This window comes from Pseudomonas sp. RIT-562 (assembly GCF_026241895.1).
GTDB lineage: Bacteria > Pseudomonadota > Gammaproteobacteria > Pseudomonadales > Pseudomonadaceae > Aquipseudomonas > Aquipseudomonas mandelii_F.
Genome location: NZ_JAPJIV010000034.1, coordinates 1 through 26,152, shown reverse-complemented (window position 1 = coordinate 26,152; position 26,152 = coordinate 1). Strand labels below are relative to the sequence as shown.

General features: G+C 61.1%; 22 protein-coding genes and 1 tRNA gene. 20 read left to right on the top strand and 3 right to left on the bottom strand.

The features are described 5' to 3' along the window. Positions 1–130: 130 nt before the first annotated feature. From ORL50_RS27565 to pgaD, 11 genes are all read left to right on the top strand, one after another. Entirely contained in the window at positions 131–559 is a 429-nt protein-coding gene (locus ORL50_RS27565) for a MarR family winged helix-turn-helix transcriptional regulator (protein ID WP_045059490.1), read from the top strand. Then, complete coding sequence (locus tag ORL50_RS27560; RefSeq protein ID WP_266019760.1) at positions 556–2,628, top strand: FUSC family protein; 2,073 nt, start codon at positions 556–558, stop codon at positions 2,626–2,628. Before ORL50_RS27565 ends, ORL50_RS27560 begins: the two co-directional genes overlap by 4 nt. Further along, positions 2,625–2,834 (top strand): DUF1656 domain-containing protein, encoded by a 210-nt coding sequence (locus ORL50_RS27555; protein ID WP_045059488.1) that lies wholly within the window; start codon positions 2,625–2,627, stop codon positions 2,832–2,834. The genes ORL50_RS27560 and ORL50_RS27555 overlap by 4 nt, the downstream gene beginning before the upstream one ends. After that, positions 2,831–3,718, top strand: a complete 888-nt coding sequence (locus tag ORL50_RS27550; protein WP_266019758.1) for an efflux RND transporter periplasmic adaptor subunit — start codon at positions 2,831–2,833, stop codon at positions 3,716–3,718. The genes ORL50_RS27555 and ORL50_RS27550 overlap by 4 nt, the downstream gene beginning before the upstream one ends. Then, positions 3,715–5,163 (top strand): efflux transporter outer membrane subunit, encoded by a 1,449-nt coding sequence (locus tag ORL50_RS27545; protein ID WP_266019756.1) that lies wholly within the window; start codon positions 3,715–3,717, stop codon positions 5,161–5,163. Before ORL50_RS27550 ends, ORL50_RS27545 begins: the two co-directional genes overlap by 4 nt. Before the next feature lie 93 nt (positions 5,164–5,256). After that, positions 5,257–5,892, top strand: coding sequence for an NADH:ubiquinone oxidoreductase subunit N (locus tag ORL50_RS27540; RefSeq protein WP_266019754.1), 636 nt, complete (start codon positions 5,257–5,259; stop codon positions 5,890–5,892). A gap of 282 nt (positions 5,893–6,174) precedes the next feature. Further along, entirely contained in the window at positions 6,175–7,680 is a 1,506-nt protein-coding gene (locus ORL50_RS27535) for a YdgA family protein (RefSeq protein ID WP_266019752.1), read from the top strand. 252 nt (positions 7,681–7,932) lie between these two features. Next, a complete protein-coding gene (gene pgaA / locus ORL50_RS27530; RefSeq protein WP_266019750.1) occupies positions 7,933–10,413 on the top strand; it encodes a poly-beta-1,6 N-acetyl-D-glucosamine export porin PgaA in 2,481 nt (826 codons plus the stop codon). Between the two features lie 12 nt (positions 10,414–10,425). Continuing rightward, complete coding sequence (gene pgaB, locus ORL50_RS27525) at positions 10,426–12,423, top strand: poly-beta-1,6-N-acetyl-D-glucosamine N-deacetylase PgaB (RefSeq protein WP_266019748.1); 1,998 nt, start codon at positions 10,426–10,428, stop codon at positions 12,421–12,423. Position 12,424: 1 nt separating this feature from the next. After that, the gene (gene pgaC, locus ORL50_RS27520) at positions 12,425–13,777 is read left to right on the top strand and encodes a poly-beta-1,6-N-acetyl-D-glucosamine synthase (RefSeq protein WP_266019746.1); all 1,353 of its coding nucleotides are present in this window, start codon (positions 12,425–12,427) and stop codon (positions 13,775–13,777) included. Beyond that, positions 13,774–14,268: a poly-beta-1,6-N-acetyl-D-glucosamine biosynthesis protein PgaD gene (gene pgaD / locus ORL50_RS27515; RefSeq protein WP_266019744.1), complete on the top strand. Its 495-nt coding sequence runs from the start codon at positions 13,774–13,776 to the stop codon at positions 14,266–14,268. Before pgaC ends, pgaD begins: the two co-directional genes overlap by 4 nt. 119 nt (positions 14,269–14,387) lie before the next feature. Here the strand turns inward: pgaD and ORL50_RS27510 are convergent, their stop codons facing one another. After that, entirely contained in the window at positions 14,388–15,917 is a 1,530-nt protein-coding gene (locus tag ORL50_RS27510) for an FAD-dependent oxidoreductase (RefSeq protein WP_266019795.1), read from the bottom strand. A gap of 140 nt (positions 15,918–16,057) precedes the next feature. Here ORL50_RS27510 and ORL50_RS27505 point away from each other — a divergent pair, with 140 nt between their 5' ends. The 6 genes from ORL50_RS27505 to ORL50_RS27480 all read left to right on the top strand — a co-directional run bounded on the left by ORL50_RS27505 (position 16,058) and on the right by ORL50_RS27480 (position 20,158). Further along, positions 16,058–16,618, top strand: coding sequence for a YbhB/YbcL family Raf kinase inhibitor-like protein (locus tag ORL50_RS27505; RefSeq protein WP_266019742.1), 561 nt, complete (start codon positions 16,058–16,060; stop codon positions 16,616–16,618). Between the two features lie 85 nt (positions 16,619–16,703). Next, on the top strand, positions 16,704–18,395 hold the full coding sequence (locus ORL50_RS27500) for a vWA domain-containing protein (RefSeq protein WP_266019740.1): 1,692 nt from the start codon (positions 16,704–16,706) through the stop codon (positions 18,393–18,395). Position 18,396: 1 nt separating this feature from the next. Further along, positions 18,397–18,978 (top strand): RNA polymerase sigma factor, encoded by a 582-nt coding sequence (locus ORL50_RS27495; RefSeq protein WP_266019739.1) that lies wholly within the window; start codon positions 18,397–18,399, stop codon positions 18,976–18,978. Next, a complete protein-coding gene (locus ORL50_RS27490; RefSeq protein WP_266019737.1) occupies positions 18,975–19,604 on the top strand; it encodes a hypothetical protein in 630 nt (209 codons plus the stop codon). The genes ORL50_RS27495 and ORL50_RS27490 overlap by 4 nt, the downstream gene beginning before the upstream one ends. Before the next feature lie 20 nt (positions 19,605–19,624). Next, the gene (locus tag ORL50_RS27485) at positions 19,625–19,894 is read left to right on the top strand and encodes a hypothetical protein (RefSeq protein WP_266019735.1); all 270 of its coding nucleotides are present in this window, start codon (positions 19,625–19,627) and stop codon (positions 19,892–19,894) included. Between the two features lie 102 nt (positions 19,895–19,996). After that, a complete protein-coding gene (locus ORL50_RS27480; RefSeq protein ID WP_266019733.1) occupies positions 19,997–20,158 on the top strand; it encodes a hypothetical protein in 162 nt (53 codons plus the stop codon). A 151-nt stretch (positions 20,159–20,309) separates the two neighbouring features. Here the strand turns inward: ORL50_RS27480 and ORL50_RS27475 are convergent. Then, positions 20,310–20,386 (bottom strand) — tRNA-Arg (locus ORL50_RS27475). A 348-nt stretch (positions 20,387–20,734) separates the two neighbouring features. Here ORL50_RS27475 and gabD point away from each other — a divergent pair. The 3 genes from gabD (at position 20,735) to ORL50_RS27460 (ending at position 24,982) form a co-directional block, all read left to right on the top strand. Beyond that, positions 20,735–22,177, top strand: a complete 1,443-nt coding sequence (gene gabD / locus ORL50_RS27470) for an NADP-dependent succinate-semialdehyde dehydrogenase (protein ID WP_266019731.1) — start codon at positions 20,735–20,737, stop codon at positions 22,175–22,177. Positions 22,178–22,362: 185 nt separating this feature from the next. Continuing rightward, complete coding sequence (gene gabT, locus ORL50_RS27465) at positions 22,363–23,640, top strand: 4-aminobutyrate--2-oxoglutarate transaminase (RefSeq protein WP_266019729.1); 1,278 nt, start codon at positions 22,363–22,365, stop codon at positions 23,638–23,640. 127 nt (positions 23,641–23,767) lie between these two features. Further along, positions 23,768–24,982 carry a response regulator gene (locus ORL50_RS27460; protein WP_266019727.1) on the top strand — a complete coding sequence of 405 codons (1,215 nt, stop codon included), beginning with the start codon at positions 23,768–23,770 and terminating at the stop codon, positions 24,980–24,982. A 140-nt stretch (positions 24,983–25,122) separates the two neighbouring features. Here the strand turns inward: ORL50_RS27460 and ORL50_RS27455 are convergent, their stop codons facing one another. Further along, the gene (locus ORL50_RS27455) at positions 25,123–26,106 is read right to left on the bottom strand and encodes a GGDEF domain-containing protein (RefSeq protein ID WP_266019794.1); all 984 of its coding nucleotides are present in this window, start codon (positions 26,104–26,106) and stop codon (positions 25,123–25,125) included. Positions 26,107–26,152: the final 46 nt, after the last annotated feature.

The window sequence follows — 26,152 nt, the reverse complement described above, 5'->3', positions numbered from 1 at the left end:
AGCGCAGTCAGCAGCGCCTCGGCAAATTGTTTCAAAACTTGACCCGCATTCCCCGCAAATGCGATATTGATAGTTAGCAAACTAACAGTGTGTGCATTGTCTCGTGCCAAAAAACCTCGACGCCCTCCAGATGAACATCAGCAGTGCCATGGTGGTAGCCGCCAGGCACTGGCGGAAAATCTGCCAGACCACGCTGGTCAATTATGGAATTTCCGAAGCCTGCGCCGTCCCGCTCTTGATGATCGGGCGTTTGGGTGAGGGCGTGCGTCAGGTGACTGTGGCGCAGGCGGCAGGGATGGAAAGCCCTTCACTGGTGCGCTTGCTCGATCAGCTTTGCCATTCCGGTTATGTGCGCCGTACCGAAGATGCCCATGATCGCCGGGCCAAATGCCTGAGCCTGACTGAAACCGGGCGAGAGTTGGTGCAAGCGGTTGAAGCCGAGTTGGTGCGCCTGCGCCATGAGGTACTCGAAGGCATCGACCAGAGTGATCTGGAAGCTACGCTGCGGGTTCTGCGCGCATTCGAAGCGGCCAATGCGCCGTCGGTGATCGGCTCGTGAGTGGATTTTTCACCGGCATGCCCCCTGCGCGGGACTGGTTCTACGGAGTGCGCACGTTCGCCGCTTCGATGATTGCGCTTTACATCGCCATGCTGATGCAGATGCCTCGTCCGTATTGGGCGATGGCCACGGTATACATCGTCTCCAGCCCCTTTGTCGGCCCCACCAGTTCCAAGGCGCTGTACCGTGCGGTCGGGACTTTTCTGGGGGCCATGGCAGCGGTGTTTTTCGTACCGATGTTCGTGCAGAGCCCCTATGTGCTGGTGGTCGTGATCGCGCTATGGACCGGCACCTTGCTGTTTCTGTCCCTGCACCTGCGTACCGCCAATAGCTATGCCTTGATGCTCGCTGGCTACACCTTGCCGCTGATCGCCTTGCCGGTGGTGGATAATCCGTTGGCCGTATGGGATGTGGCGGAGGCGCGCACCGAGGAGATCTTCCTGGGCATCGCCGTTGCGGCAGTGGTGGGTGCGATGTTCTGGCCGCGGCGGCTGGCGCCGGTGTTCAACGACTCGGTGAGCAAATGGTTCGCCGACGCTTCGACCTACAGCCTGCGCTTTCTCAATCGCCAAGTGCAGCCCGATGAAGTCAGCGCGCTGCGTGCCTCGATGGTCGCGACCTTCAACACCCTGGAACTGATGATCGGTCAATTGCCCCACGAGGGCTCCCGGCCGCAAACAGTGCGCAACACCAAGGAGCTGCGTGGGCGGATGATTCACCTGCTGCCGGTGATCGATGCCTTGGACGACGCGCTATATGCCCTGGAGCGACGAACTCCCGAGCTGGTGGAGAAATTTGCTCCGCTGCTGGCGGCAACCACCCAATGGCTCGAACACAAGGATGCCGACCTGAATCGCTGGCAGGCCTTGAAAAATCAGCTCGAAGCCCTGCAACCGAGTGCAGAGGCGCTGGACGATCGCCGGCAACTGTTGTTCTCCAATGCCATCTACCGCCTCGGCGAATGGATCGACCTGTGGCAGGACTGCCGCAGCCTGCAGCATGCCATCCAGTGTGAAAGCCAGGACAGCTGGCGCGCGGTGTATCGGCACTGGCGCCTGGGGCGGCTCTCGCCGTTCCTGGATCGCGGGCTGATGTTGTATTCGGCAGCGTCGACGGTCACGGCGATCATCGTGGCGTCGGTGCTGTGGATCCTGCTCGGCTGGACTGACGGCGGTGCCGCCGTGATTCTCGCGGCCGTGGCCTGCAGTTTTTTTGCTTCGATGGACGACCCGGCGCCGCAGATTTATCGATTTTTCTTTTGGACGGCGATGTCGGTGGTATTCGCCAGCCTGTACCTGTTTCTGGTGCTGCCCAACCTGCATGACTTTCCGATGCTGGTACTGGCGTTCGCGGTCCCGTTCATTTGCATCGGCACCCTCACGGTCAAACCGCAGTTCTACCTGGGCATGTTGCTGACCCTGGTCAACACCTCGTCCTTCATCAGTATCCAAGGCGCCTACGACGCAGACTTCCTGAGCTTCGCCAACTCCAACCTGGCCGGCCCGGTGGGGCTGCTGTTTGCCTTCGTCTGGACCCTGATTGCCCGGCCATTTGGCGCGGAGCTGGCGGCCAAGCGCCTGACTCGATTCAGCTGGCGCGACATTGTCAGCCTCACCGAACCGGCGACTCTTTCCGAACATCGGCACCTGGGCGTGCAAATGCTCGATCGCCTGATGCAGCACCTGCCGCGCCTGGCCATGACCGGCCAGGACACCGGCATTGCCCTGCGCGAAGTGCGCGTGGCGTTGAATCTGCTCGACTTGCTGGCGTACACCCCGCGTGTCACTGGCGTCCCGCAGGCGCTGCTGCATCAGGTGGTGGCCGAAGTTGGCGGGTACTTCAAGGCCTGCCTCAAGGCAGACGAGCGGCTGCCGGCGCCGACTGCCCTGCAGATGACGCTTGATCGCACGCGCCGCGCCCTCACCATCGAGTGTGATGAAGGCGCACGCCTGCACTTGCTGCACGCCTTGAGTGGGCTGCGCCTGGCGCTGCTGCCAGGGGTTGAATTTGTCGGCAGCGGCGAACTCGAAGAACCGCTTCCCCATGGCATCGATGGAGCGCCTTTATGATTGGTGATCTGGATATCAGTGGGGTTTTCCTGCCCACGCTGCTGGTGCTGATGGGCATTACCTATGTGATTTTCCTGCTGGTGCACGGGCTGCTGACGCGTCTGCACTTTTACCGTCTGGTCTGGCACCGGGCATTGTTCAACGTGGCTCTCTACGCCTTGCTGCTTGGCGCCGTGGACTCACTCAGTCGATACCTGATGACATGAAAAAACCTTTTTTGACCCTCGGTCGCGTGGTGCTGACCCTGCTGATCGTGACCTTTGCCGTCGTCGTCGTGTGGCGCATGGTGATGTATTACATGTTCGCCCCATGGACCCGTGACGGGCACATCCGTGCCGACATCGTGCAGATCGCGCCGGACGTGTCCGGTCTGATCCAGGCCGTTGAAGTGCGCGACAACCAATTGGTCAAGCGCGGCCAGGTGCTGTTCAGCATCGACCAGGACCGCTTCAAGCTGGCCTTGCGCCAGGCCAAGGCCGCCGTGGCGGATCGTCAGGAAACCCTGGCGCAGGCGCAACGCGAGCACAAGCGCAACCGTGGCCTGGGCAACCTGGTTCCCGGTGAGCAACTGGAGGAAAGCCAGTCCCGCGTTGCCCGCGCCGAAGTCGCGTTGATGGAAGCCCAGGTGGCGGTGGACAGTGCCCAGCTCAATCTGGACCGTTCGACCATCCGCAGCCCGGTGGACGGCTACGTGAACGACCGCGCACCACGCAATCAGGAATTCGTGACCGCCGGACGTCCGGTGTTGTCGGTGGTGGATAGCAACTCGTTCCACATTGACGGCTATTTCGAAGAAACCAAACTGGACGGCATTCACGTCGGCCAGAGCGTCGATATCCGTGTGGTGGGCGACCGCGCCCGGCTGCGCGGGCATGTCGAAAGCATCGTCGCCGGTATCGAAGACCGCGATCGCAGCAGCGGCAGTAACCTGCTGCCTAACGTCAACCCGGCGTTCAGCTGGGTACGGTTGGCCCAGCGGATTCCGGTGCGGATTGCCTTCGATGAAGTGCCAGCGGACTTTCGCATGATCGCCGGGCGTACCGCGACCGTGTCGATCATCGACGACCAGCCACAGGAGCCCGCGCAATGAGCAAGGCTGCGGGTATTGCGGCGATCAGCCTGGGCATGTTGCTGTCGGCGTGCCAGGTGGTCGGGCCGGACTACCACCTGCCGGACGAAGCCGCCGTGCACCGTGACGATTTTCAGGGTGAGTTGGCGGTGAACGACAAAAACGTGGTTTCCGCACCCGTGCCCGGCGATTGGTGGCGGCTGTACCAGGATCCGCGCCTGGATCAGCTGGTGCGGCAGGCCATGGCCACCAACACCGATCTGCGCGTGGCGGCAGCGAATATTTCCCGGGCGCGGGCGCAGGTCGACGAAGCGCAGGCCGCGGGCGGCTGGAGCGGCGGAGTGAAAATTGGCGCCCAGCGTTTGCAGGAGTCCGGAGAAGCGTTCCTGCTGCCGGACAAAGTGCCAGTGGCCAACGTGGGCGATATTGGCATCACCACCTCCTATCAATTCGATTTGTTCGGCACGTTGCAGCGCGGTATCGAGGCGGCGAAAGCCAATGCCGACGCCACTCAAGCGGCGGCGGATACGGCTCGCATCACCCTGGTCGCCGATGTGGTGCGCGCCTACACCCAGGTATGTGCTGCCAACGAAGAGCAGGAAATTGCCCAGCACTCCCTCGATCTGCAAGCGCAGGGCACTACGCTGGTGCAGCGCTTGCGCGACGCCGGGCGCGGCGATGAAACCCAGGTGACCCGATCACAAACCCAGTTCAAATCGTTGCGCGCCGAGATGCCGCGCTACGAAGCGGCGCGTCAGGCGGCTTTGTTTCGCCTGTCGATGTTGCTCGCTCAGCCGGTAGACCAGCTGCCAGCCGGGACTGCGACTTGCGCCGAACTGCCAAAAATTGCCCAGTTGTTGCCAGTGGGTGACGGTGCCACGTTGCTCAAGCGCCGACCCGACGTGCGGCAAGCCGAGCGGCGCCTTGCTGCCTCCACGGCTGGCATCGGCATTGCCACGGGCGAGCTATACCCCGACATCAGCATCGGTGCGAGCGTTGGTACGGTCGGTATCCTGGAAAATCTCGGCAAGCCGGCGACCAATCGCTGGGGTTTCGGCCCTTTGCTGAGCTGGACCGTGCCTTCCAACGGCTCGCGAGCGCGGATTCGCGAGGCCGAAGCGACGACCCAGGGCGCCCTGGCGCATTTTGACGGGGTAGTGCTCAACGCGATCCGCGAAACCCAGACCGGCCTGGCCCAGTACTCCGCATTGCTGCAACGGCGCGATGCCCTGGCCGAGGCGGAACAGTCGGCGCAACAGGCTGCAGACCAGACCCACCGCTTCTTCCAGGCTGGCCGGGCGTCGTTTCTCGCGGACCTGCAAGCCACCCGCACCTACACCGACGTACGGGCACAACTGGCCGCAGCCAATACCCAGGTTGCCATGAGCCAGATCGATTTGTTCCTGGCGCTGGGCGGTGGCTGGGAAAGCGGACGAACGCAAGGTTCGAACTCCAGCAAACCCTGAGGCCGTTGCTATGCTTTGATTTGTTGGGCTGACGCGCCACGAGCCACGCCAGTCCACTGATCAAGGCTCGCGTTGGTCATGGGGACTAAAATAATGAAAAACCCTTATGCTCCCGGCTTCTGGTGCGCTATCGCGGCACTGGTCCTGCTGTCAGCCACCTATTTCTACGGCATCATGCTGGCGCATCAGATCGACAAGGCCCTGATCTTTCTCGACAGTGCCTCGGCGCTGATCGCCGTGCTGTCGATCGTTGTGGTCGCCTGGGCTTCGGTGCAGGGCACTCGCATCAAGAAAAGACACCTCGAACAAGGCAAGACCCTGGTGCTCATCTGGGACACCAAGGTGGCTTTGCGTCGGGTTGAAACCGTGTTCGACCGGTATTTCTGGGGCAGCTACTGGCAACCCGGCCGGACCTTTCAGGAGGTCATGGGCGAGCTGACCGGCACTCCGCTGGAAAAAAGCCTGGAAACCTTGAAGAAGCAGTGCCTGGCGCTGGACAAACAGGTCTCTGACGAGGGCCGGCACTGGCTCAACAACGCTCGCGAACTCTCCGACGTCGCCACGGCGATGGCCCGGGAGCGTTACCAACTAGACTTCTGCGACCCGCGCGCGGAAGTGACGGGCGGAGCGGTGATCAATCGGGATTTCGAGGTGCTGGTGTACACCTGGACGGCACGGCTAAAAAGTTTTGATCATCAGCTGGATGAGATTGAGGTGCAGTATTCCTGATTCGGTGTCGGCCGGGCCGACGCTATCGCGAGCAGGCTCACTCCTACATTGGAATGCATACCCCCCTGTAGGAGTGAGCCTGCTCGCGATAGCGATTTACTGTGCGCCGAAACTCTGAACCGCCTGCACAGTCCCATGGACACTCTTTAACCTTTAAACATTGGGCCACTTCGCGCGCCCGGTGCTAATCTCCATCGCACTTTCAGCGCAGTCGTGTCCGTAACCCGTCATGGGTTCAGGGAAGACGACCACCTTCAAACAACGGACTTGATCGGGTAATTCATGAATAAATCAGCAGGCGTGCTTCTGGGTATTGTCGTGGCAATCGGTGCAATTAGTGCAGGCGGTGCCTGGTACACCGGCACCAAGCTTGAAGGAGTGCTCAATAGCTCGATCGCCGATGCCAACAAGGAGCTGCAAGCTGCGCTGGTGGGTTCCAATGGCACCGCATCGCTGGAGCTGGTGTCCCTGGAACGCAACATATTCAGCAGTACCGCGCATTACCGCCTCAAGGGTGAAGGCGAGATGTTCGGTGAAGCCCCGGTGGAGCTGCTGTTCGTCGACCACATCGAACACGGCCCGCTGCCATTCTCGCGCCTGGTGTCGCTGAAGTGGCTGCCCGTGATGGCCACCAGTCATTACGAACTGGAAAAAACCCCGCTCACCGCCAAGTGGTTTGCCGCGGCCAAGGACAAGTCCCCGCTCACCGGCGTGGTCAACATCGGCTATGACAAATCCACCAACGGTAACCTGCAGCTGGTGCCGCTGGACGTCGCCCTGGACGACAAGTCCCAGCTGAAGTTTTCCGGTCTGAATCTCGACGTCGATGCCAGCGCCCAGGCGCAAAAGGTCAAGGCCAACGGTTACATGGACAGCCTGACCCTGACGACCGTGGCTGAAGACCTGACGCCGGTTAAAGTGGAACTCAGCGGCCTGACTTTCGCCAGCAATCTGACCAAGAGCACTTATGGCTATTACGTCGGCGAAAACACCGTCGAGCTGACCGACAACAAGACCACTTTCGGCGCCGGCCAGTCGGTCCTGGGCCTGAAGAAGTTTGAGATGAAGAACCAAACCGAAGAATCGGGTACCAGCGCCTCGGGCCGTGCCGATTACAAGGTGGGCGAGGTGACGCTGAACGGCAAGACCATCGGTTCCGCGCAGATGGCCATGAGCCTGAAAAACCTGGATATTCCGGCAACCATGTCGTTGATGCAGGTGTACCAGACCAAGCTGCAGCCATACGAGAAGGCGGCGGCTGAAGCGGCGGCAGCGGGTCAGCCAGCCCCTGAGCTGGTGCTGACGCCTGCCGAAGAGGCCCAGGTGAAAACCGGCCTGGAAAAACTGCTGGCCGCCGGGCCGCAGCTCGCGCTGGAAAACCTCTCGATGAAAACCGCCAACGGCGAAAGCAAGGCGAGCATGGTGCTCGACCTGACCAAGCCGAAATCCATGGACCTGCCGCCGGACCAGTTGACTCAACAGCTGATCGCCCTGCTGGACCTCAACGTGCAGGTGTCCAAGCCGATGCTGGTTGACCTGTTCACCGTGCAGTCGCAAATCGATGGCCAAACCGATGCCAAGCTGATTGCCGACCAGGCGACTGCCACTGCAGACATGTTCGGCGGTATGGCGGTAGGCAGTGAGTTTGCAAAGCTGGATGGCAACAACATCGTCACCAAGCTGCATTACGCCAACAACCAGGTGGAATTCAACGGCCAGAAGATGACCGTTGAGGAATTTGTCGGCTTCATCATGAGCAAAATCGGTGGTGTCGGCCCCGTCGAATAAGGCCATCCGCTACCCGCAAACGCCCGGCCTCTGCCCTCGGATGCCGGGCGTTTTGCTGTCCGGGATTTGTCGAACCGAGGAGGGCAGGGCAAATCTTCCTCGAATCTGAACAATTATTGCGTTGCGTTTAGTCAGCTGTTCTTGCGTGCAAACTGCGTCGCCCCAACCGGTCGGCTCCCTCGGGGCCGACTGTTTCCATGCCGAGTGGGCACGGGCATTGCGACCCAACTGGCCTTGTAAGGATGCTGACGAATGCCGCGTATTGATGGTTCTGTTTTACATCGTGGTTTACGCCCTTTATTTCGTGTAGCGCTGTGTAGCCAATTGCTGTGGCCGGCGTTGGCATTTGCCGAAACCCCTTATGACCAGCTGGTACTCGATGCCCGGGCGGGCAACCACGCGCCGGCGCTCAACGTGCTGCGCCAGGTGCCCGTGGCAATGGCCACCCCTGGGCAGGTCAGCGACCACATCCTGATCGCCAGTTGGGCCGGCCTGGACGCCGAAGTGGTCAAGGTCTACGAGACCCAGGGGCGCAATCTCAACCTGTCGGTCCAGGCCTTGTCCGTCACCGCGCGGGCCTATCGCAACCTCAAGCAATGGGAATCGGCGATCCAGGTCTACAACAAGGCGCTGGCGCTTGAACCGGCTAATGCCGATCTGCAGCTGGGCCTGGCCTTGACCCAGGCCGACTCCGGCAAGCCGGATCAGGCGGTGGCCCGGGCCAAGGCGCTGGTGGCGGCCAAACCGGACGACGCTACCCGTCGAATGGCGCTGGGCTATGCCTACAGCCGTGCCGGCAATAGTTATGACTCACTCTTCGAATACGACCAGGCGTTCAATCGCGCCGGCAGCAAGCCCGAAGTCATTCGCGAATACATCAACGCCTTGCAGCGCGCCCGTCTGCCGGAACCGGCGTTGCGCCTGGCGCGCCTGCGCCCGGGTGTGGTCGATGCGGTCACGATCCGCCGTCTCGAAGGCGACCTCGCAGCCGAGCGGGTGCGCCTGGCCGAGCTGGCCACCCGTACCGAGCAGGAGCGCTACGTGATCGCGGATCGCGCCCTGGCTGATTACGACAAACTGATTGCCACTTGGTCGGCAGACCCCAAGGCCCACGATGAAGTGACGCGGTGGCGCATCGACCGCATGGGCGCACTCAAGGCTCGTGCGCGCACCACCGAGGTCATCGGCGAATACCAGAAACTGATCTCTGAAGGCGTGAAGATTCCAACCTACGCCATGCGCTGGGTCGCTTCGTCCTATCTCGATCAGCGCCAGCCGGAAATTGCCGTCGACCTGTACCGCCAGGTGCTGGCCGCCCCGGATGCCGATGTCGGTGACCGTCTGGAAGACAGCACCGCGCTCTACTATGCGTTGCTCGAAAGCGACAGGGGCGAGGAGGCGCGCAAGGTGGCCGAAGACGCAGCCAAGAGCCAGCGGCCACGCATCGAACTGCGCGGCCTGCCGGTGGGCAACCCGAACGACGAGTGGATGGACGCCCAACAACTGGCGGCCCAGGCCGGTACCTACGGGGCCGATTTGCCGCACGGTGAAGAACGCCTGCAGACATTGGTCGAACAGGCGCCCGGCAACATTGGCCTGCGCCTGGCCCAGGCCGATCTGTACCTGGCGCGAGGTTGGCCACGGCGCGCAGAGAACCAGCTCAAGGAAACCGAGAGCATGGCGCCGCGAGCGGTCGGGCTGGAAGTCGCCCAGGCGCACACGGCCACTGATCTGCAGGAGTGGCGGCAGGTCGATGCCCTGACCGACGACGTAGTCGCGCGCTACCCCGACAACCGCCAAGTGCAGCGCCTGGCCCGTCAGCGCGAAGTGCATGACATGGCCGAATTGCGCGTCGAATCCTACGGCGGCAAAAGTTATGGCGGCGACAGCGGTGACACCGGGGCGGTCAACGGCAGTCGTGATTTCGGTATCGAAAGCACGCTGTACAGCCCGCCCATCGATGAAGACTGGCGCCTGTTCGCCGGGGCCGGTTACGCCACTGGCGACTTTCAGGAAGGCACCGGCCACCACCGCTTTCAGCGACTCGGCCTGGAACGCCGGACCCGCGACATGACCCTGGAAGTGGAAGTGTCCAATCACTCCTACGGCTTCGGTGACAAGCAGGGCGCACGGCTGGCGATTGCCCGTGACATCAACGATCAATGGCAATACGGCGGCAGCCTCGAGTACTTCTCGGCGCAGACGCCATTACGCGCATTGAACAGCGACATCACGGCCAACGGTGGCAGCGGCTTCATCCGCTGGCGCGCCGACGAAAGTCGCGAGTGGAAACTGGCCGTCAGCCCATCGCACTTCAGCGACGGCAACAACCGCGTCGAAACCCTGCTCACCGGGCGCGAAGGCGTCTATAGCAAGCCGGGGATGCAGGTCGACCTGGGCCTGGAAGTCGCCGCCAGTCACAACAGCAAGTCCGAAGACGTGCCGTACTTCAACCCGAAAACAGATTTCAGCGTTATGCCGACGGTCACCGTCAATCACGTGCTTTATCACCGCTACGAAACCAATTGGTCCCAGCAATTCCTCGCCGGTGCGGGCTCCTACAGCCAGCGCGATCACGGCACTGGCGCCATGGGCCTGCTGGGCTACGGCCAGCGATACAGCTGGAACGATGTGGTCGAGGTGGGCGGCATGCTGAGTGTGATCAACCGGCCTTATGACGGCGACCGCGAAAGCGATCTACGCCTGCTCGTCGACCTTACTTTCCGCTTCTAGAAGAGTTTGAAAATGCCTTTGATTACGCGTTTCATCCTTTTGCTGGGAGCGCTGTTCATCAGCGCTTGCGCCCAGCAAGCCCCGGCTTTCACGCCGCCGTCACAACGTCCGGTGGATGCCAACGAAGCCCCGTGGCCAAAAAACCACGTGCTCGGCATTGCCTACCACGATGTCGAGGACCGCGACCCGGACCAGGCTGTCGTGGCCGTGCGCACCGAGCGCATGATCGAGCAACTGGCGTGGCTGCGCGAGAACAACTACAAACCGGTAACCGTCGACCAGATACTGGCGGCCCGCAATGGCGGTCCTGAGCTGCCGCCGAAGGCGATCCTGCTGAGTTTCGATGACGGCTACTCGAGTTTCTACACTCGAGTACTGCCGGTGCTGCGTGCCTACAACTGGCACGCGCTGCTGGCGCCGGTGGGCAGCTGGATCGATACGCCGCTTGATCAACCGGTGGATTTCGCCGGCACTCCTCGCAAGCGCAGCGACTTCCTGACCTGGGATCAGGTGCGTGAAATCTCGCAGTCGGGCCTGGTGGAAATCGCCGCGCACACGGACGCCAACCACAAGGGCGTGCTGGCCAACCCCCAGGGCAACCTGGAACCGGCCGCGGCGACCCGGCGCTACGATGCAGTCGCCAAGCGCTACGAAACCGAAGCCCAATTCCAGGCGCGGCAACGGGCAGACGTCGCAGCGATTTCAGAAAAGATCCGCAAGGTCACCGGGAAAAAGCCGCGAGTGTGGGTCTGGCCTTACGGCGCCGCCGACGGCACGACATTGCAAGTGGTCAACGAGCAGGGCTACGAAATGGCCCTGACCCTGGACGACGGCCTCGACACCCTCGGCAATCTGATGAGCAGCCCGCGCTTCCTCGTGGCCTCGGATCCGGATGGCATCCACTTCGCCAACGCTATCGTCGGCGCGCAGTCCCAGACGCCGATGCGCGTGGTGCATGTGGACCTGGACAACGTCTACGATGCCGACCCGGCCCAACAGGAAATCAACCTCGGCAAACTGATCCAGCGCATGGCCGACATGGGCGCCAACACGGTGTTCCTGCAAGCCTTTGCCGATCCCAAAGGCGATGGCCTGGTGCACTCGCTGTACTTCCCCAACCGTCACCTGCCGGTGGCTGCCGATATCTTCGACCGAGTTGCCTGGCAGCTGCGGACCCGGGCTCACGTCAAGGTCTACGCCTGGATGCCGGTGCTGAGTTTTGCCCTCGACCCGAAGCTGCCGCGTGTGACTCGCTGGGACCCGCAAACGGGCACCACATCGGTTGACCCCGACCAGTACAAACGCTTGTCGCCTTTCGACCCGAACGTGCGGCGCATCATCGGTGAAATCTACGAAGACGTGGCACGCCTGGCCTCGGTCGACGGCGTTCTGTACCACGATGACGCGGTGCTCTCGGACTTCGAAGACGCCGGCCCCGACGCGTTGAAGGTCTACGCCGCCAATGGCTTGCCAGGTTCCATCGCGGCATTGCGCGCGGACCCTGCGACCCTGCAGCGCTGGACCCGCTTCAAGAGCCGTTACCTGATCGATTTCACCAAGGAACTGACGGCCAAGGTCCAGGCGATTCGCGGGCCGCAGGTACAGACCGCACGCAATATCTTCGCCGAGCCGATGCTTAATCCCGAGAGCGAAACGTGGTACGCGCAGAACCTCGATGACTTCCTCGGCGCTTACGACTGGACGGCGCCGATGGCCATGCCGCTGATGGAAAAACAAACCGCCAAGGATTCTGGCCCATGGCTGGAAAAACTGGTGGCCACGGTCAAGGCCCGCCCGGGAGCGCTGGATCGCACAGTGTTCGAACTGCAGGCCAAGGACTGGACGAAAAAAACCGACTCCGACATCAAGGCCTCGCAGCTCGCGGACTGGATGAGCACCCTCAAGCGTCAGGGCGCCACCAGCTTCGGCTACTACCCCGATAATTTCCTCGAGAACCAGCCGGACCTGAAAACCGTGCGGCCCGCGCTCTCCAACAAGTGGAACCCTTAACATGCTGGATAGACTTCTGGCCCTGTTTGTTCTGGCGATCGTCCTCGGGATTCCCCTGGGATTGATCTTCCTGCTGACCGGGCAATTCCTGATGGACTTCGTGTTCTTCTATCCACTGTTCATGTCGGCATTGTGGATCGCCGGTGGCCTGTATTTCTGGCTGCACTGGGAGCGCCACTGGCCGTGGCAGGAAGACACCCTGCCGCCGCCATTGGCCGGTGAGCCGCTGATTTCGATCCTGATTCCTTGCTTCAACGAAGGGGAGAACGTCGCCGACACCATCCACGCGGCGCTCGCCCAGCACTATCCGAACATCGAAGTCATCGCGATCAACGATGGCTCCAAGGACAACACCGGCGCCGTGCTCGACGCCCTGTCCGCACAGGACCCACGCTTGCGCGTGCTGCATCTGGCGGAGAACCAGGGCAAGGCGGTCGCCCTGCGTATGGGTGCCATCGCCGCGCGCAGTGAGTATCTGGTGTGCATCGACGGTGATGCGCTGCTGGCGCCGAATACCGCCGCCTACCTGGTGGCGCCGATGCTCGACAACGCCCGCCTGGGCGCCGTCACCGGCAACCCGCGAATCCGCACTCGCTCAACCTTGGTTGGTCGTGTGCAGGTCGGCGAGTTCTCCTCGATCATCGGGTTGATCAAACGCACGCAGCGGGTGTTCGGCCGCATCTTCACGGTCTCCGGCGTGATCGTCGCGTTCCGTCGGACGGCCCTGAACCGGGTCGACTACTGGAGCCCGGAGATGATCACCGAAGACATCGACATCAGCTGGAAGCTGCAGCTCGATCACTGGAGCATCTTCTACGAGCCGCGCGCGCTGTGCTGGATCCTCATGCCCGAGACCCTCGGCGGCCTGTGGAAACAGCGCCTGCGCTGGGCCCAGGGTGGTGCCGAAGTCCTGTTCAAAAACATCCGGGGCATCTGGCAGTACCGCCATCGCTACCTCTGGCCACTGCTGTTCGAGTACTGCCTGTCTACCGGCTGGGCGTTCACCTTCCTGCTGTCGGTGATCTTCTGGGCTTTGGGCAAATTCATCCATATGCCGGCCGCCATCGCGGTGGATAACCTGATGCCTCCTGCGTTCACCGGGTTGTTGCTCGCGGTGGTCTGCCTCATGCAGTTCGCCATCAGCATCCTGATCGATCGCCGCTACGAAAAGGGCCTGTGGAAAACCATGTTCTGGGTGGTCTGGTACCCGTTGGTGTTCTGGCTGATCAGCCTGTTCACCACCTTGGTCAGCTTCCCGAAAGTGCTGTTCCGACAACATCAGAAACGTGCGCGCTGGGTTAGCCCGGACCGTGGCATCAAGCCACTGAATGACGAAGAGGAAGTTATTCGATGAAAATCATCAGAACCCGACAGCGTCCGTTCCTGGTAGTGATCGACGTGTTCTTCACTGTCCTGGCCTGGATCGGTCTGCTGTACCTGCTGGTGACGGGGCTCTGGCCGCTGATCAGCACCCACAGTGGACCGCGGCTCGACGCTGAGTTTTTCGACGCGCTGGGCACCCTGCAAATCTACCTGTGGGTGGCACTGGTCAACGCGCTGATCCTGATTTCCTGGGCGCGATACCAGCAACGTAAAAGCCGCAGCTACGCCCAGCGTCGCTTGCCTGCGCCGGTAGTGAACGATCAAGGACTGCGCAAAAGTTTCGGCCTGACCGGCGACCGCCTGGAAACCCTGCGCATGCCGGGCTCGATGACCATCCACAACGACGATGACGGACAAATCAGTCAGGTGGTGCCACACTTTTTCCGCATCGCTGCTGATCAGAAAGCTATACCGCTGGCGAGCCGTTTGCCGGCGGAAGATGAGCGGTTGAAGCAGCTCTGATCTAGTGCGATGTGCCGAGTGTCGACCACCCTGTAGGAGCCCGGCTTGCCGGCGATGGCGTCCCCAAGATCACCATCGCCGGCAAGCCGGGCTCCTACAGGGATGGCATAACGCAATGTTTATTGCTCATCCCTGATCAACCGCCACGCTTCGTCCACCGACAATGGCTGTTTCATCCTTTCCGCCAGCATCGCCATTGAGCGTTCTTCATCGCAAGCCACCGCAGCCGCAACCACTCCATTTTTACCAAACAACCCAATAAACGGCGGATGGTAAGGGTCGCCTTTGAACTCGACTTCGTCCCACGTTTCGGCATGCCCCAGATAGTCGTAATTCTTGCCGAAATGCCAGGTCCAGAAGTACGGTACGTCGAGGTAGCGTTCATCGCCGCCGAGCATGTTAGCGGCGGCGATGCGCGCTTGTTGCTGGGCCAGGCGCCAATGTTCGATGCGGTGTGGCAGGCCGTTGAGCGGGAAGGTTGCGATGTCACCGGCGGCCCAAAGACCTTCGCTTACGCGCATGCCGCCATCGACTTTCAGGGACTGATCTTTTTCCTTGGGCAGGCCTGTAAAGGCCTCGGTCGCCGGGGTGACCCCAATGCCTGCCAGGACCAGGTCTGCGGGCAAGCGCTGGCCATTGTCCAAGAACACGGCTTCGACCTTTTCACTGCCTTCAATTCGAGCGGCTTCGCCCTGCGTATGAAAGCGCACGCCGTGGCTCTCATGTCGGGCACGAATGGCTTTGCCTACGGATTCGCCGAACTGTTTGGCGAAGGGCACCGCATGACGAGCCAGTATCGTTACGTCCAAACCGTATTCTCGTAGCGCGCCTGCGCATTCAAGAGCGATGAAGCTGTCGCCAATGATCACCGCTTTTTGTCCGGGTTTAGCCGTCTGCATGATTTCTTGCGCATGGTTTCTGGAGCGCAGGACAAAGACCTGTGGCAAATCGGCACCGGGTATTTTTAGCGGATTGGGCGTGCCGCCGGTCGCGAGCAGTGCGGCGTCGTAGGCAAGGGATTGGCCGTTTGTGAGTTCCAGGAACTGGTTATCGGCATCCAGGCGCGCCACTTCGCCGGTTACCCGTTCAATGCGTTGCTCCCGATAAAATTGCTCGTCGCGCAGCGGCGGGACTTCTTGCGGCGACATCTGGGCTGCCAGGACAAATTTGCTCAAGACTGTTCGGTCGTAACCCGCTTCAGCTTCTCGATCGACCAGTTGAATCCTGCCGCCAAAGCCTTTCTCCCTGAGTGCCGCCGCGGCCGCGGTACCTGCAGCGCCCGCGCCGATTATCACGAATGTTCGCTCATCGTCGGCGGGCGGAGTATGGGCGTCCGGTAGCGGCTGATCGTCTACCCAGACCTCGTCCTCGCGTATCTCCAGCGGGTAGCGCTTGAGACTATCGAGGGCAGGAGGTTCGCACAGCGCGCCATCTTCCATCCGGTACGCGGCCTTGTGCCACGGGCAAATCAGCCGCCCATTGCACAGCGCGCCCTCCGCCAGCGGAGCTCCGGCATGCGGACATTCGCCCTGATAGGCACGCAATTGGTCGCCGACCCGCAGCAAGACGATTTTCGTCCCTGCCACCTCGACTTCCAGACCGCGGTGTTCCGGCACATCGGCGAATCGGGCGACGCGTTGCAGGGCCATGATCGCTCTCCAGACGGGCGTTTCCTTTAAGACTGAACGGATGATCACGAGGTTCAGCCAAATCCCTCTGCCACAGCACGAACGGTACGGCTATAGTTCGCAGGCCGACGACGGCCCCACCCCGCACAAGGTGCTCCGGAATGACACGATCGACCTCTCTGACCCCTTGGCTGGCGGCCCTCGCAGTTGCCTTTTGCGTGCAACTGCCGGCTCAGGCCCAGGAGCGTTTCACCGTAAACATCCCGGGCGTGTCAGATGACCGGCTGTTCACCGCAGCGGCCGCCAGTGACGCCGAAGGCTGCGGCGGCCACAACGTTTCCCCGGCACTGAGCTGGAACGCCGGCCCGGCTGGAACCTTGAGCTACGCGATCGTCATGCACGACCCCGACGGGCAAAAAGGCCAGGGCGTCGACCATTGGCTGCATTACGGCATCAAGGCCTCCACTCACCAGGTTGCCGAAGGCGCAGGCACCAAGTCGACGCTCGACGGCGTTGGTGGCTTGAACAGCAAGGGCACCAAGACCTACGTCGGCCCTTGCCCGCCAGTCGGTGACAGTGCCCACCACTACATCATCCAGCTCTACGCCCTGGACCTGGCGCCGGACGCGTTGCCCGCCGGCCTGACACGTACGCAACTGCTGGAAAAAATCAAAGGCCATGTGCTGAAGAACAGCAGTGTGGTGCGGCGTTATCACCGCTGAAAATTTCTTTCACGTGAGTTAACCCGAATCTATCGGGCTGCCCGTCTCAGAGGATGAATGGATCATCTTCCTTGAGGTCAGCCCCATGTCCCTCCCTCTGCATTTCCTCCGCCCGGCCGCCCAGGGTTTCGCCGCTGGCCTGCTGCTGGCGATGGCCGGTTGCGGTGCCTCGCCCTCGCCGGACGCCACTTCCGTAGTGACTCCCGCTCCAGCACCTGCGCAGTCCGAGTTGAAGACCGAAGCCTTGGGCCTTGGCGATACCTCAATGGCCAAACGCGCTGTACGTGCGGCACCGCTGGCGACTTTTGCGCCGATGCCCGAATCCCCCGCTGGCTATCAGGAGGAGCAGCGCGAGCACTATCAGGCGCTGGCCGATAATCCGATCCACAGCGTGGCTGAAACTCCCGTCTCGACCTTCAGTGCCGACGTCGACACCGGCGCTTACGCCAATGTTCGCCGCTTGCTCAACCAGGGCCGTCTGCCGCCTGAAGGTGCGGTGCGCCTGGAAGAAATGGTCAATTACTTCCCCTACGATTACGCCTTGCCCAGAGACGGCTCGCCATTTGGCGTGACCACAGAGTTGGCGCCTTCTCCCTGGAACCCGCATACGCGCCTGCTGCGCATTGGCATCAAGGCGTCGGACCGCGCGGTGGCCGAACTGCCCCCGGCGAACCTGGTGTTCCTGGTGGACGTCTCCGGGTCAATGGACCGCCGTGAGGGCCTGCCGCTGGTCAAGAGCACCCTGAAACTGCTGGTCGATCAACTGCGCGATCAGGATCGCGTATCCCTGTTGGTATACGCCGGTGAGTCCCGCGTGGTCCTGGAGCCTACTTCCGGGAAGGATAAAGCGAAGATTCGTACGGCTATCGATCAGCTCTCGGCCGGCGGTTCGACCGCAGGTGCGTCGGGTATCGAACTGGCCTATCAGATGGCCCGGCAGGCGTACATCCGCAATGGTATCAACCGCATCCTGCTGGCCACGGACGGCGACTTCAATGTCGGCATCAGCGACTTCGACAGTCTCAAGCAAATGGCCGCAGACAAGCGCAAATCGGGCGTGTCCCTGACGACCTTGGGTTTCGGCGTGGATAACTACAATGAACACCTGATGGAGCAACTGGCCGACGCGGGCGATGGCAATTACGCCTACATCGACAACCTGCGCGAGGCGCGCAAAGTGTTGGTGGACCAGCTCGGTTCGACCCTCGCCGTCGTGGCGAAGAACGTGAAGCTGCAAGTAGAGTTCAATCCGGCGCAGGTCAGCGAGTATCGCCTGCTGGGCTATGAGAATCGCGCGTTGAAACGTGAGGATTTCAGCAATGACAAAGTCGATGCCGGAGAAATCGGCGCAGGCCATACGGTGACGGCACTGTACGAAATTGTTCCGAAGGGGGAGAAGGGCTGGCTGGAGCCGTTGCGATATGGCCAGTCCACCGCCGTTAATGCCGGGAGCTCTGGAGAGTTGGCGATGCTGCGTGTGCGATATCAGCTACCTGAAGGTGGGAATAGTCGCTTGATCGAGCGGCCGATTGTTTCGAGCCTGGAGGGTAAAACCTCCGACGACCTGCGATTCGCTGCTGCCGTGGCAGCTTTCTCCCAACAGCTGAAGGACGGGCGCTACACCGGCAGTTTCAGCCTGCAAGACACTGAAGCTTTGGCCCGTGGTGCCAGGGGCGAGGACCGGTTTGGCCTGCGGGCGGAGTTCGTGCAGTTGGTCGAACTGGCGCGAAGCCTGCAAACCAGCGAGCATCAGGCATTGATAGGAGAGACCCACTGAGATGTCTGCCCCGCCCCCCAGCTCAGCCACCAGCAGCGACGAATCGCTGCTGGCCCGCTATCACGCAGGCGACGGCCCGGCGTTCGAGATCCTGTACGCCCGCCACCGCCAGGGACTGTATCGATTCCTGCTCGGCCTCAGCGGCAAGGCCGAGCTGGCCGAGGAGGTATACCAGGAGACCTGGCTTAGCCTGATTCGCAGCACCAGTCAGCCACAAGGGCGGGCGAATTTTCGTACATGGCTGTACCAGATCGCGCGCAACCGTCTGATTGACCACTGGCGCAAACACGGAATACGAAACCCATTGCATGACAGCTATGACGAGCAGGTCCACGCCCTGCCAGACGACGCCGCCGATCCCGCGCAATTGCTGAGCCTGAGCCGCGACACCCAGCGCCTGGAGACCGCCCTGCAAACCTTGCCGGCCGACCAGCGCGAAGTTTTCCTGCTGCGCGCCCACGGCGATCTCGACCTGCCGCAGATCGCCTCCCTCACCGAAACACCGCTGGAGACCGTCAAGAGCCGCTTGCGTTACGCCCAGCAAAAACTGCGTCGGCTGCTGGCCGAGGAGGTACTGACATGACTGACGCCCGTCCTACACCTGAAGACGAAGTGGTGAAGCACTTTCGTGAACAGTCTAATGACCAGCCACCGGCACACCTGGATGCCTTCATCCTTGCCGCAGCTCACCGAGAAACCCCGGCACCCAAAGTCAGCATGTGGCAGCGCTGGTCGCAAGCCTGCCAAAAACCCCGCTGGCAAGTCGCGTTTGCCAGCCTGGTGGGCGTCGCGTTGATGCTGGCGTTGGTGCAACGCAGCCCCGAGCAGGAGCCGGCATACGACTTCGCACCAGCCTCCAAAGCCTCGGCTCCGGTCGCCAAACAGGAAGCTGAAGCAGCGCCACCAGCGCTCGCGCGTTCCCTGCAGGCCCCGGTCGGCGCGCTCTCCGCACCTGCTCCTGCGGCGCCAATGGCAGAGTCGGCGGCCCCAGCGCAAGACCAATCCTTCAGTGCCGACATGGCGGACGAAGCCAAAGCCAGCAAGCGTGCCGTGTCCCCGTTGAAATCCCTGGATGAGCAACTGCGTGAAGTGCTTCGCCTGCAAAAAACCGGGCGCAAACAAGCCGCCGATAAACTAATGGCTGACCTGCACAAACATTTTCCCGACGAAAACCTCAGCGCCCGACTCAAGGAACTGCAGAAAAACTGACCGGCACAACGCTCGACAATTTGGCATCAGGGCCCGAAAGCGCGCACTATCGGGACATAGTCGATGCATTGGAGGATGCCGTGACAAAAAAAATCGACCGCATCGCCCAAATGCTCAACTGCCCGGAAAAGGGCGAGGATTTACGGCGGGCAATTACCGAGAGCCGTAAGGATTTTCTGTTGAACCAGCCGGAAGCTGACGAGGCTGAGGTGGAAGACGTGCTTGAAGAGGAAGAGTTCGAGGACGATGAGGATGATGAATACGACGAGTTTGACTGGACGACAGAATGAAAAAACCGCTTCGGCGGTTTTTTCATGTGGGGCGCCACCGAACCCTATTAGTCTGGACGCCTCGCGGCAAGGCCCGTCGCATCATCTCTTTGAGGAAAGCCAATGAACGCGAACAAACCCTATACCGACGCCGTCAGGGTTGATCCAGACGATGCACCGGAACTCACCGATACCTTCTTTGAGCGCGCCGACGAATTCAAAAGCAATCGACTCGTTCGGCGCGACTGGCTAAAAACGTACACGCCCAGCGAACTGAAGGCGTAACCACGGGTGCGCCTGCCCTTCAGCGTGAGCAGTAACGCGGCGGCAGCCAGGTCGTCAGCTCATAAAAAAGTGATGCACTCGCGAAGTCCTGAGCACGACATCCACAAAAAAGCCCCAGACCCTAAGGCCTGAGGCTTTTTCGTTTCTACTATGGTGCACCAGGCGGGATTCGAACCCACGACCCCTGCCTTCGGAGGGCAGTACTCTATCCAGCTGAGCTACTGGTGCAAGCGGGCGCCATGATACTCATAAGCGCTGCGGGCGTCCATGCTGCTGAATAGCCTGTGTTTTTTTGGTGCCGAACGGGTGTTTGTCACGTTGATCCGAAAAAATGGGCAAATGAGCAGTTTTCGTTCTTTTTTTCGAACAGGCTATTGTCCTTTACCCCCTTTGATCCTAGGATTCGTTTGAGATTTCAAACGCTCTTGTCTGGGTGCTGAACCGCGCGAGTCCAATCCGTGCGCTATTTATGTGCTTCAGCCCGGTGAATGATTTCCCTGACGGCAGCCTATAAGGCGCCTTTCTACAATTCTAATTTGCTCCGCGCCTGGCGCGGTGCTGTTAAGGAAAGCCGACATGCAGCTTAAAGACACCCAGTTGTTCCGCCAGCAAGCCTTTATCGATGGCGCTTGGGTCGATGCGGACAATGGTCAGACGATCAAGGTCAACAACCCGGCAACGGGCGAAATTCTGGGCACTGTGCCGAAAATGGGCGCTGCCGAAACCCGCCGTGCGATCGAAGCTGCTGACAAGGCGCTGCCGGCCTGGCGTGCACTGACCGCCAAGGACCGTGCGAACAAGCTGCGTCGCTGGTTCGAACTGATCATCGAAAACCAGGACGACCTGGCTCGCCTGATGACCCTGGAACAGGGCAAGCCACTGGCCGAAGCCAAGGGCGAAATCGTCTATGCCGCGTCCTTTATCGAGTGGTTCGCCGAAGAAGCCAAGCGCGTCTACGGTGACGTGATTCCTGGCCACCAGCCCGACAAGCGCCTGATCGTGATCAAGCAGCCAATCGGCGTGACCGCGGCAATTACCCCGTGGAACTTCCCGGCTGCGATGATCACCCGTAAAGCCGGCCCGGCCCTGGCCGCCGGCTGCACCATGGTGCTCAAGCCTGCTTCGCAAACCCCATTCTCCGCGTTCGCGTTGGCTGAACTGGCCCAGCGGGCCGGCATTCCTGCTGGCGTGTTCAGCGTGGTATCCGGCAGTGCCGGCGACATCGGCAGCGAGCTGACCAGCAACCCGATCGTGCGCAAATTGTCCTTCACTGGCTCGACCGAAATCGGTCGTCAGCTGATGGCTGAATGCGCCAAGGACATCAAGAAAGTGTCCCTGGAACTGGGCGGCAACGCGCCGTTCATCGTGTTCGACGACGCGGACCTGGATAAGGCCGTAGAAGGCGCGATCATTTCCAAGTACCGCAACAATGGCCAGACCTGCGTCTGCGCCAACCGCCTGTACATTCAGGATTCGGTCTACGACGCGTTCGCCGAGAAGCTGAAAGTGGCTGTGTCCAAACTCAAGATCGGCAACGGTCTGGAAGACGGCACCACCACTGGCCCGCTGATCGATGAAAAAGCCGTGGCCAAGGTGCAAGAGCACATCGCTGATGCCGTCAGCAAAGGCGCAACCGTGCTGTCCGGTGGCAAGAGCATCGAAGGCAACTTCTTCGAGCCGACCATCCTGACCAACGTGCCGAACAACGCAGCCGTGGCCAAGGAAGAAACTTTCGGTCCATTGGCGCCACTGTTCCGTTTCAAAGACGAAGCCGAAGTGATCGCGATGTCGAACGACACCGAGTTCGGTCTGGCTTCGTACTTCTATGCCCGCGACCTGGGTCGTGTGTTCCGTGTGGCTGAAGCCCTGGAATACGGTATGGTCGGCGTCAACACCGGGTTGATCTCCAACGAAGTCGCGCCGTTTGGTGGGATCAAGGCGTCGGGCCTGGGCCGTGAAGGCTCCAAGTACGGCATCGAAGATTACCTGGAAATCAAATACCTCTGCCTGGGCATCTAAGCTCGGCAGACGGGAATGCAATAAGCGCAAAGGGCACGAGAGCGCTGACCCTTTGCGCGCTTCAACCGGAATTTTCTCTGTGGCCGGGAACGTTGTGGCAGTCGATCATCGCATGCTGTCGCAGTTGCCTCCCCGCCACATTTTCCTTGAGCCACGCCGCCCGATGAGCGGCGAATGAGGACTTTATGAGCAAGACTAACGCTTCCCTGATGAAACGCCGCGAAGCCGCTGTACCCCGCGGTGTTGGCCAGATTCACCCGATCTTCGCCGAATCCGCGAAGAACGCTACGGTTACCGACGTTGAAGGTCGTGAGTTCATCGACTTCGCCGGTGGTATCGCGGTACTCAACACCGGTCACGTGCACCCGAAAATCATTGCCGCAGTGACCGAGCAGCTGAACAAACTGACCCACACCTGCTTCCAGGTACTGGCCTACGAACCGTACGTAGAGCTGTGCGAAAAAATCAACGCCAAGGTGCCAGGTGATTTCGCCAAGAAAACCCTGCTGGTCACCACGGGTTCCGAAGCCGTAGAAAACGCCGTGAAAATCGCCCGTGCAGCGACTGGCCGCGCCGGCGTGATCGCGTTCACTGGCGCTTACCACGGTCGCACCATGATGACCCTGGGCCTGACCGGTAAAGTCGTGCCTTACTCGGCCGGCATGGGCCTGATGCCAGGCGGCATCTTCCGCGCGCTGTACCCGAACGAACTGCACGGTGTGAGCGTCGACGACTCGATCGCCAGCATCGAACGCATCTTCAAGAACGACGCCGAGCCGCGTGATATCGCTGCGATCATCATCGAGCCGGTCCAGGGTGAAGGCGGTTTCTACGTCGCGCCTAAAGAGTTCATGAAGCGCCTGCGCGCCCTGTGTGACCAGCACGGCATCCTGCTGATCGCTGACGAAGTACAGACTGGCGCTGGCCGGACCGGCACCTTCTTCGCCATGGAACAGATGGGCGTGTCCGCCGACCTGACCACCTTCGCCAAATCCATCGCTGGCGGCTTCCCGCTGGCCGGTGTGTGTGGCAAGGCTGAATACATGGACGCCATTGCTCCAGGCGGCCTGGGCGGCACCTACGCTGGTAGCCCGATTGCTTGCGCCGCGGCCCTGGCCGTGATGGAAGTGTTCGAAGAAGAGCACCTGCTGGACCGCTGCAAGGCAGTCGGCGAGCGTCTGGTCACTGGCCTGAAAGCCATCCAGTCGAAATACCCGGTGATCGGTGAAGTGCGTGCCCTGGGCGCAATGATCGCAGTCGAGCTGTTCGTCGACGGCGACAGCCACAAGCCTAACGCACCAGCGGTCGCCGCAGTTGTGGCCAAGGCTCGCGACAAAGGCCTGATCCTGCTGTCTTGCGGCACCTACGGCAACGTTCTGCGCGTCCTGGTACCGCTGACTTCGCCGGACGAGCAACTGGACAAAGGTCTGGCGATCATCGAAGAGTGCTTCTCCGAGCTCTGATCACCGAGTGTGACCTGATCGACAAAAAACCCGCTTCGGCGGGTTTTTTCATGGGCGCGAAACACATCGGGTTGTATCGAATGGCCAGCATTGACTAAGGTGCATGCATTGCCTTCGGAGCCTTCAGATGACTGCTGTTGTTTTGCCTGCGGTGCCGCGAGTGTTGATCGCGGAAGCAGATCCCTGGTCCCGCGACCTGCTCAAGCAGGTGTTGTTGAATGTGCGCTGTGATGCGCGGCTGGACGTGTGCGCCGACGGTCAGGAAGCGTTGCACTTGTTGTCGCAGAATCCTTACGACCTGGTGATCGCAGACTGGGAGCTGCCCGGGGTCGATGGGCTGAACGTGCTGCGCAGTGTTCGCCAGCGCAAACGCAATCCGCCGTTGCCGTTCATTCTGATGAGCAGCCGCAACGACAGTGTCAGCGTGCGCGAGGCCCTGCCATTGGCGCCTGCGGCCTATCTGACCAAACCGCTGAACATGGAAAGCCTGACGCGACGCTTGCAGGCGTTGCTGTTGAATTCCGGTGAAGAAGTATTTTGCGAGGTGCCGTCCCTGGCGCCTGGAATGACCTTGGCGGTGTATCTGGAGCGTCGGCGCGAGCAGGCCGATGGTGCGCCGTTGATGACCGATGTGCAGTTGGCGGTGCGCCGCAGTCTCAATCCCGACGGCCTAGACCTGACGGTACTGCATGATGAAGTCCGCACCGACCCGCAAGTCACCGCAGTGCTGATTGCGGCCGCCAACAGCGCCGCCCGTCACCATGGGGCTGCCGTGCAAACCCTGTCCCAGGCCCTGCATCGCCTGGGCACCGGGCAGAGCATGAACCTGATCCTGGGGCTCACCCTAAAGCGCAGTGCGCGGCTCAGCGATCCGTATCTGGCGGACTACGCCGAGCGTTACTGGGACCTGTCGCTACATACCGCCGAATACGCACGGACCCTGGCGCGTCTTCTCGACCTGGACCAGGAGCGCTGCTATTGCGCGGGCATGCTGCATCGGCTGGGTGACCTGGCCCTGCTGCGGTGTTTGCAGGAGTGGAAGCAGGCCGGCGGAGTGTTGGATGAACAGGAGGAGGTCGGTGAAGCGCTGGCCGGGTTCGGTGCTGCCTACGGTTCGGCGCTGCGTACCCGTTGGCGGCTGCCGCTGGAACTGCGAGAGCTGATCGCCGCCGTGTATCAACTCGGTGGCGGGGTTTACTCCCGCGAGGCGCTGGTGATGCACATGGCCGCCCAAATGGCGCGCTTGAGTGAGCATGAAGGGCTGGAAGCGCTGGCCAGGAGTCGGACGGCGCGATTGCTCAAGATTGGTTTGCCGGAGTTGATGCGGTTGCGCAAAAAATAGCTGCGCGTTTTTCGCGTAGGAGCTGCCGAAGGCTGCGATTTTTTGATTTTGCTTTTATCTCCGGCTAGCCCCGAATCAAATCAAAAGATCGCAGCCTTGTTTCTCTCGGCAGCTCCTACAGGGGGGCAGTGCCGTATTGATCAGCCGGGAATTATGCGGTTCTTGCCCTGGCGCTTGGCTTCGTACATCGCTGCATCCGCCCTGGAAAACAGGCTGTCGATGCTCTCATCTTCAGGCAAAAGGCTGGTCAGGCCCTGGCTGATGGTGATGCCGAAAGTGCGGTCGTCATGGCTGAAACTCAGCCGCTGGATCTCCCGTTGCAGCCGCTCGGCCACCTGCATGGCCACCCCAGGCTCGCAGCCGGGAAACACCGCCGCAAACTCTTCCCCGCCAATGCGCCCGAACACGTCACCCCGACGCAATGCCGCGCGCCCGCATTCAGCAATGCGTTGCAGTACGTTGTCACCTTCAAGATGGCCATAGGTGTCGTTGACCGCCTTGAAGTCATCGATGTCCAGCATCAGGAACGACAGTGGGGTGCCCTGGGTTCGAGCCCGTTCGAACTCGTGGTTGGCGCATTCGAAAAAGTGCCGGCGATTGCTGCTCTCGGTCAGTTCGTCGGTGGTCGCCAGGCGTTGCAGTTCGGTTTCCAAGTGCTTCTTGTCGGTGATGTCTTCGGCAATGCCAACGATGATCAGTGGCTGCCCAGGCTCGGCCTGACGGTTGATGAAGCACTTGTCACTCAGCCAGCGTACCTGGCCGTCGGCGGTAATGATCCGATACTCGCGGTCTTCGACTGAGCCTTTTTCCAGTACGGCGGCCAGGCTACGCTCGGCTTCTTCCAGGTCGTCCGGGTAGACGCTGTCACGCCACTGCTTGTAGTCGACGAGCAACAGGTCGGTGGAGCGGCCGAAAATCCGCTCGTAAGCTGGGCTGACATAGAGCACCTGGCGGGTTTCCCAGTTGAAGGCCCATAGCACCGCATTAACGCTCACCAGAAGCGAGCTCAGCAGCTGTTCACGTTCGCTTAAGCGTGCGACCTCGCCTTGGGCCTGCATCAGAGCCATCAGGGTTTGCGCAGCCTCTGGCCATTGTGGCGGGTCCTGCAGGTTTTTATTGACCATCGACACAAATCTCAAAGAGCGTGCCGCGAGTTCGGCAACGGCTGCA

Bases quoted from the DNA above. Each gene is read 5' to 3' on its own strand.
- ORL50_RS27565 (WP_045059490.1), top strand. From the start codon at position 131: ATGAACATCAGCAGTGCCATGGTGGTAGCCGCCAGGCACTGGCGGAAA.
- ORL50_RS27555 (WP_045059488.1), top strand. From the start codon at position 2,625: ATGATTGGTGATCTGGATATCAGTGGGGTTTTCCTGCCCACGCTGCTG.
- ORL50_RS27550 (WP_266019758.1), top strand. From the start codon at position 2,831: ATGAAAAAACCTTTTTTGACCCTCGGTCGCGTGGTGCTGACCCTGCTG.
- ORL50_RS27545 (WP_266019756.1), top strand. From the start codon at position 3,715: ATGAGCAAGGCTGCGGGTATTGCGGCGATCAGCCTGGGCATGTTGCTG.
- ORL50_RS27540 (WP_266019754.1), top strand. From the start codon at position 5,257: ATGAAAAACCCTTATGCTCCCGGCTTCTGGTGCGCTATCGCGGCACTG.
- ORL50_RS27535 (WP_266019752.1), top strand. From the start codon at position 6,175: ATGAATAAATCAGCAGGCGTGCTTCTGGGTATTGTCGTGGCAATCGGT.
- pgaA (WP_266019750.1), top strand. From the start codon at position 7,933: ATGCCGCGTATTGATGGTTCTGTTTTACATCGTGGTTTACGCCCTTTA.
- pgaB (WP_266019748.1), top strand. From the start codon at position 10,426: ATGCCTTTGATTACGCGTTTCATCCTTTTGCTGGGAGCGCTGTTCATC.
- pgaC (WP_266019746.1), top strand. From the start codon at position 12,425: ATGCTGGATAGACTTCTGGCCCTGTTTGTTCTGGCGATCGTCCTCGGG.
- pgaD (WP_266019744.1), top strand. From the start codon at position 13,774: ATGAAAATCATCAGAACCCGACAGCGTCCGTTCCTGGTAGTGATCGAC.
- ORL50_RS27510 (WP_266019795.1), bottom strand. From the start codon at position 15,917: ATGGCCCTGCAACGCGTCGCCCGATTCGCCGATGTGCCGGAACACCGC.
- ORL50_RS27505 (WP_266019742.1), top strand. From the start codon at position 16,058: ATGACACGATCGACCTCTCTGACCCCTTGGCTGGCGGCCCTCGCAGTT.
- ORL50_RS27500 (WP_266019740.1), top strand. From the start codon at position 16,704: ATGTCCCTCCCTCTGCATTTCCTCCGCCCGGCCGCCCAGGGTTTCGCC.
- ORL50_RS27495 (WP_266019739.1), top strand. From the start codon at position 18,397: ATGTCTGCCCCGCCCCCCAGCTCAGCCACCAGCAGCGACGAATCGCTG.
- ORL50_RS27490 (WP_266019737.1), top strand. From the start codon at position 18,975: ATGACTGACGCCCGTCCTACACCTGAAGACGAAGTGGTGAAGCACTTT.
- ORL50_RS27480 (WP_266019733.1), top strand. From the start codon at position 19,997: ATGAACGCGAACAAACCCTATACCGACGCCGTCAGGGTTGATCCAGAC.
- gabD (WP_266019731.1), top strand. From the start codon at position 20,735: ATGCAGCTTAAAGACACCCAGTTGTTCCGCCAGCAAGCCTTTATCGAT.
- gabT (WP_266019729.1), top strand. From the start codon at position 22,363: ATGAGCAAGACTAACGCTTCCCTGATGAAACGCCGCGAAGCCGCTGTA.
- ORL50_RS27460 (WP_266019727.1), top strand. From the start codon at position 23,768: ATGACTGCTGTTGTTTTGCCTGCGGTGCCGCGAGTGTTGATCGCGGAA.
- ORL50_RS27455 (WP_266019794.1), bottom strand. From the start codon at position 26,106: ATGGTCAATAAAAACCTGCAGGACCCGCCACAATGGCCAGAGGCTGCG.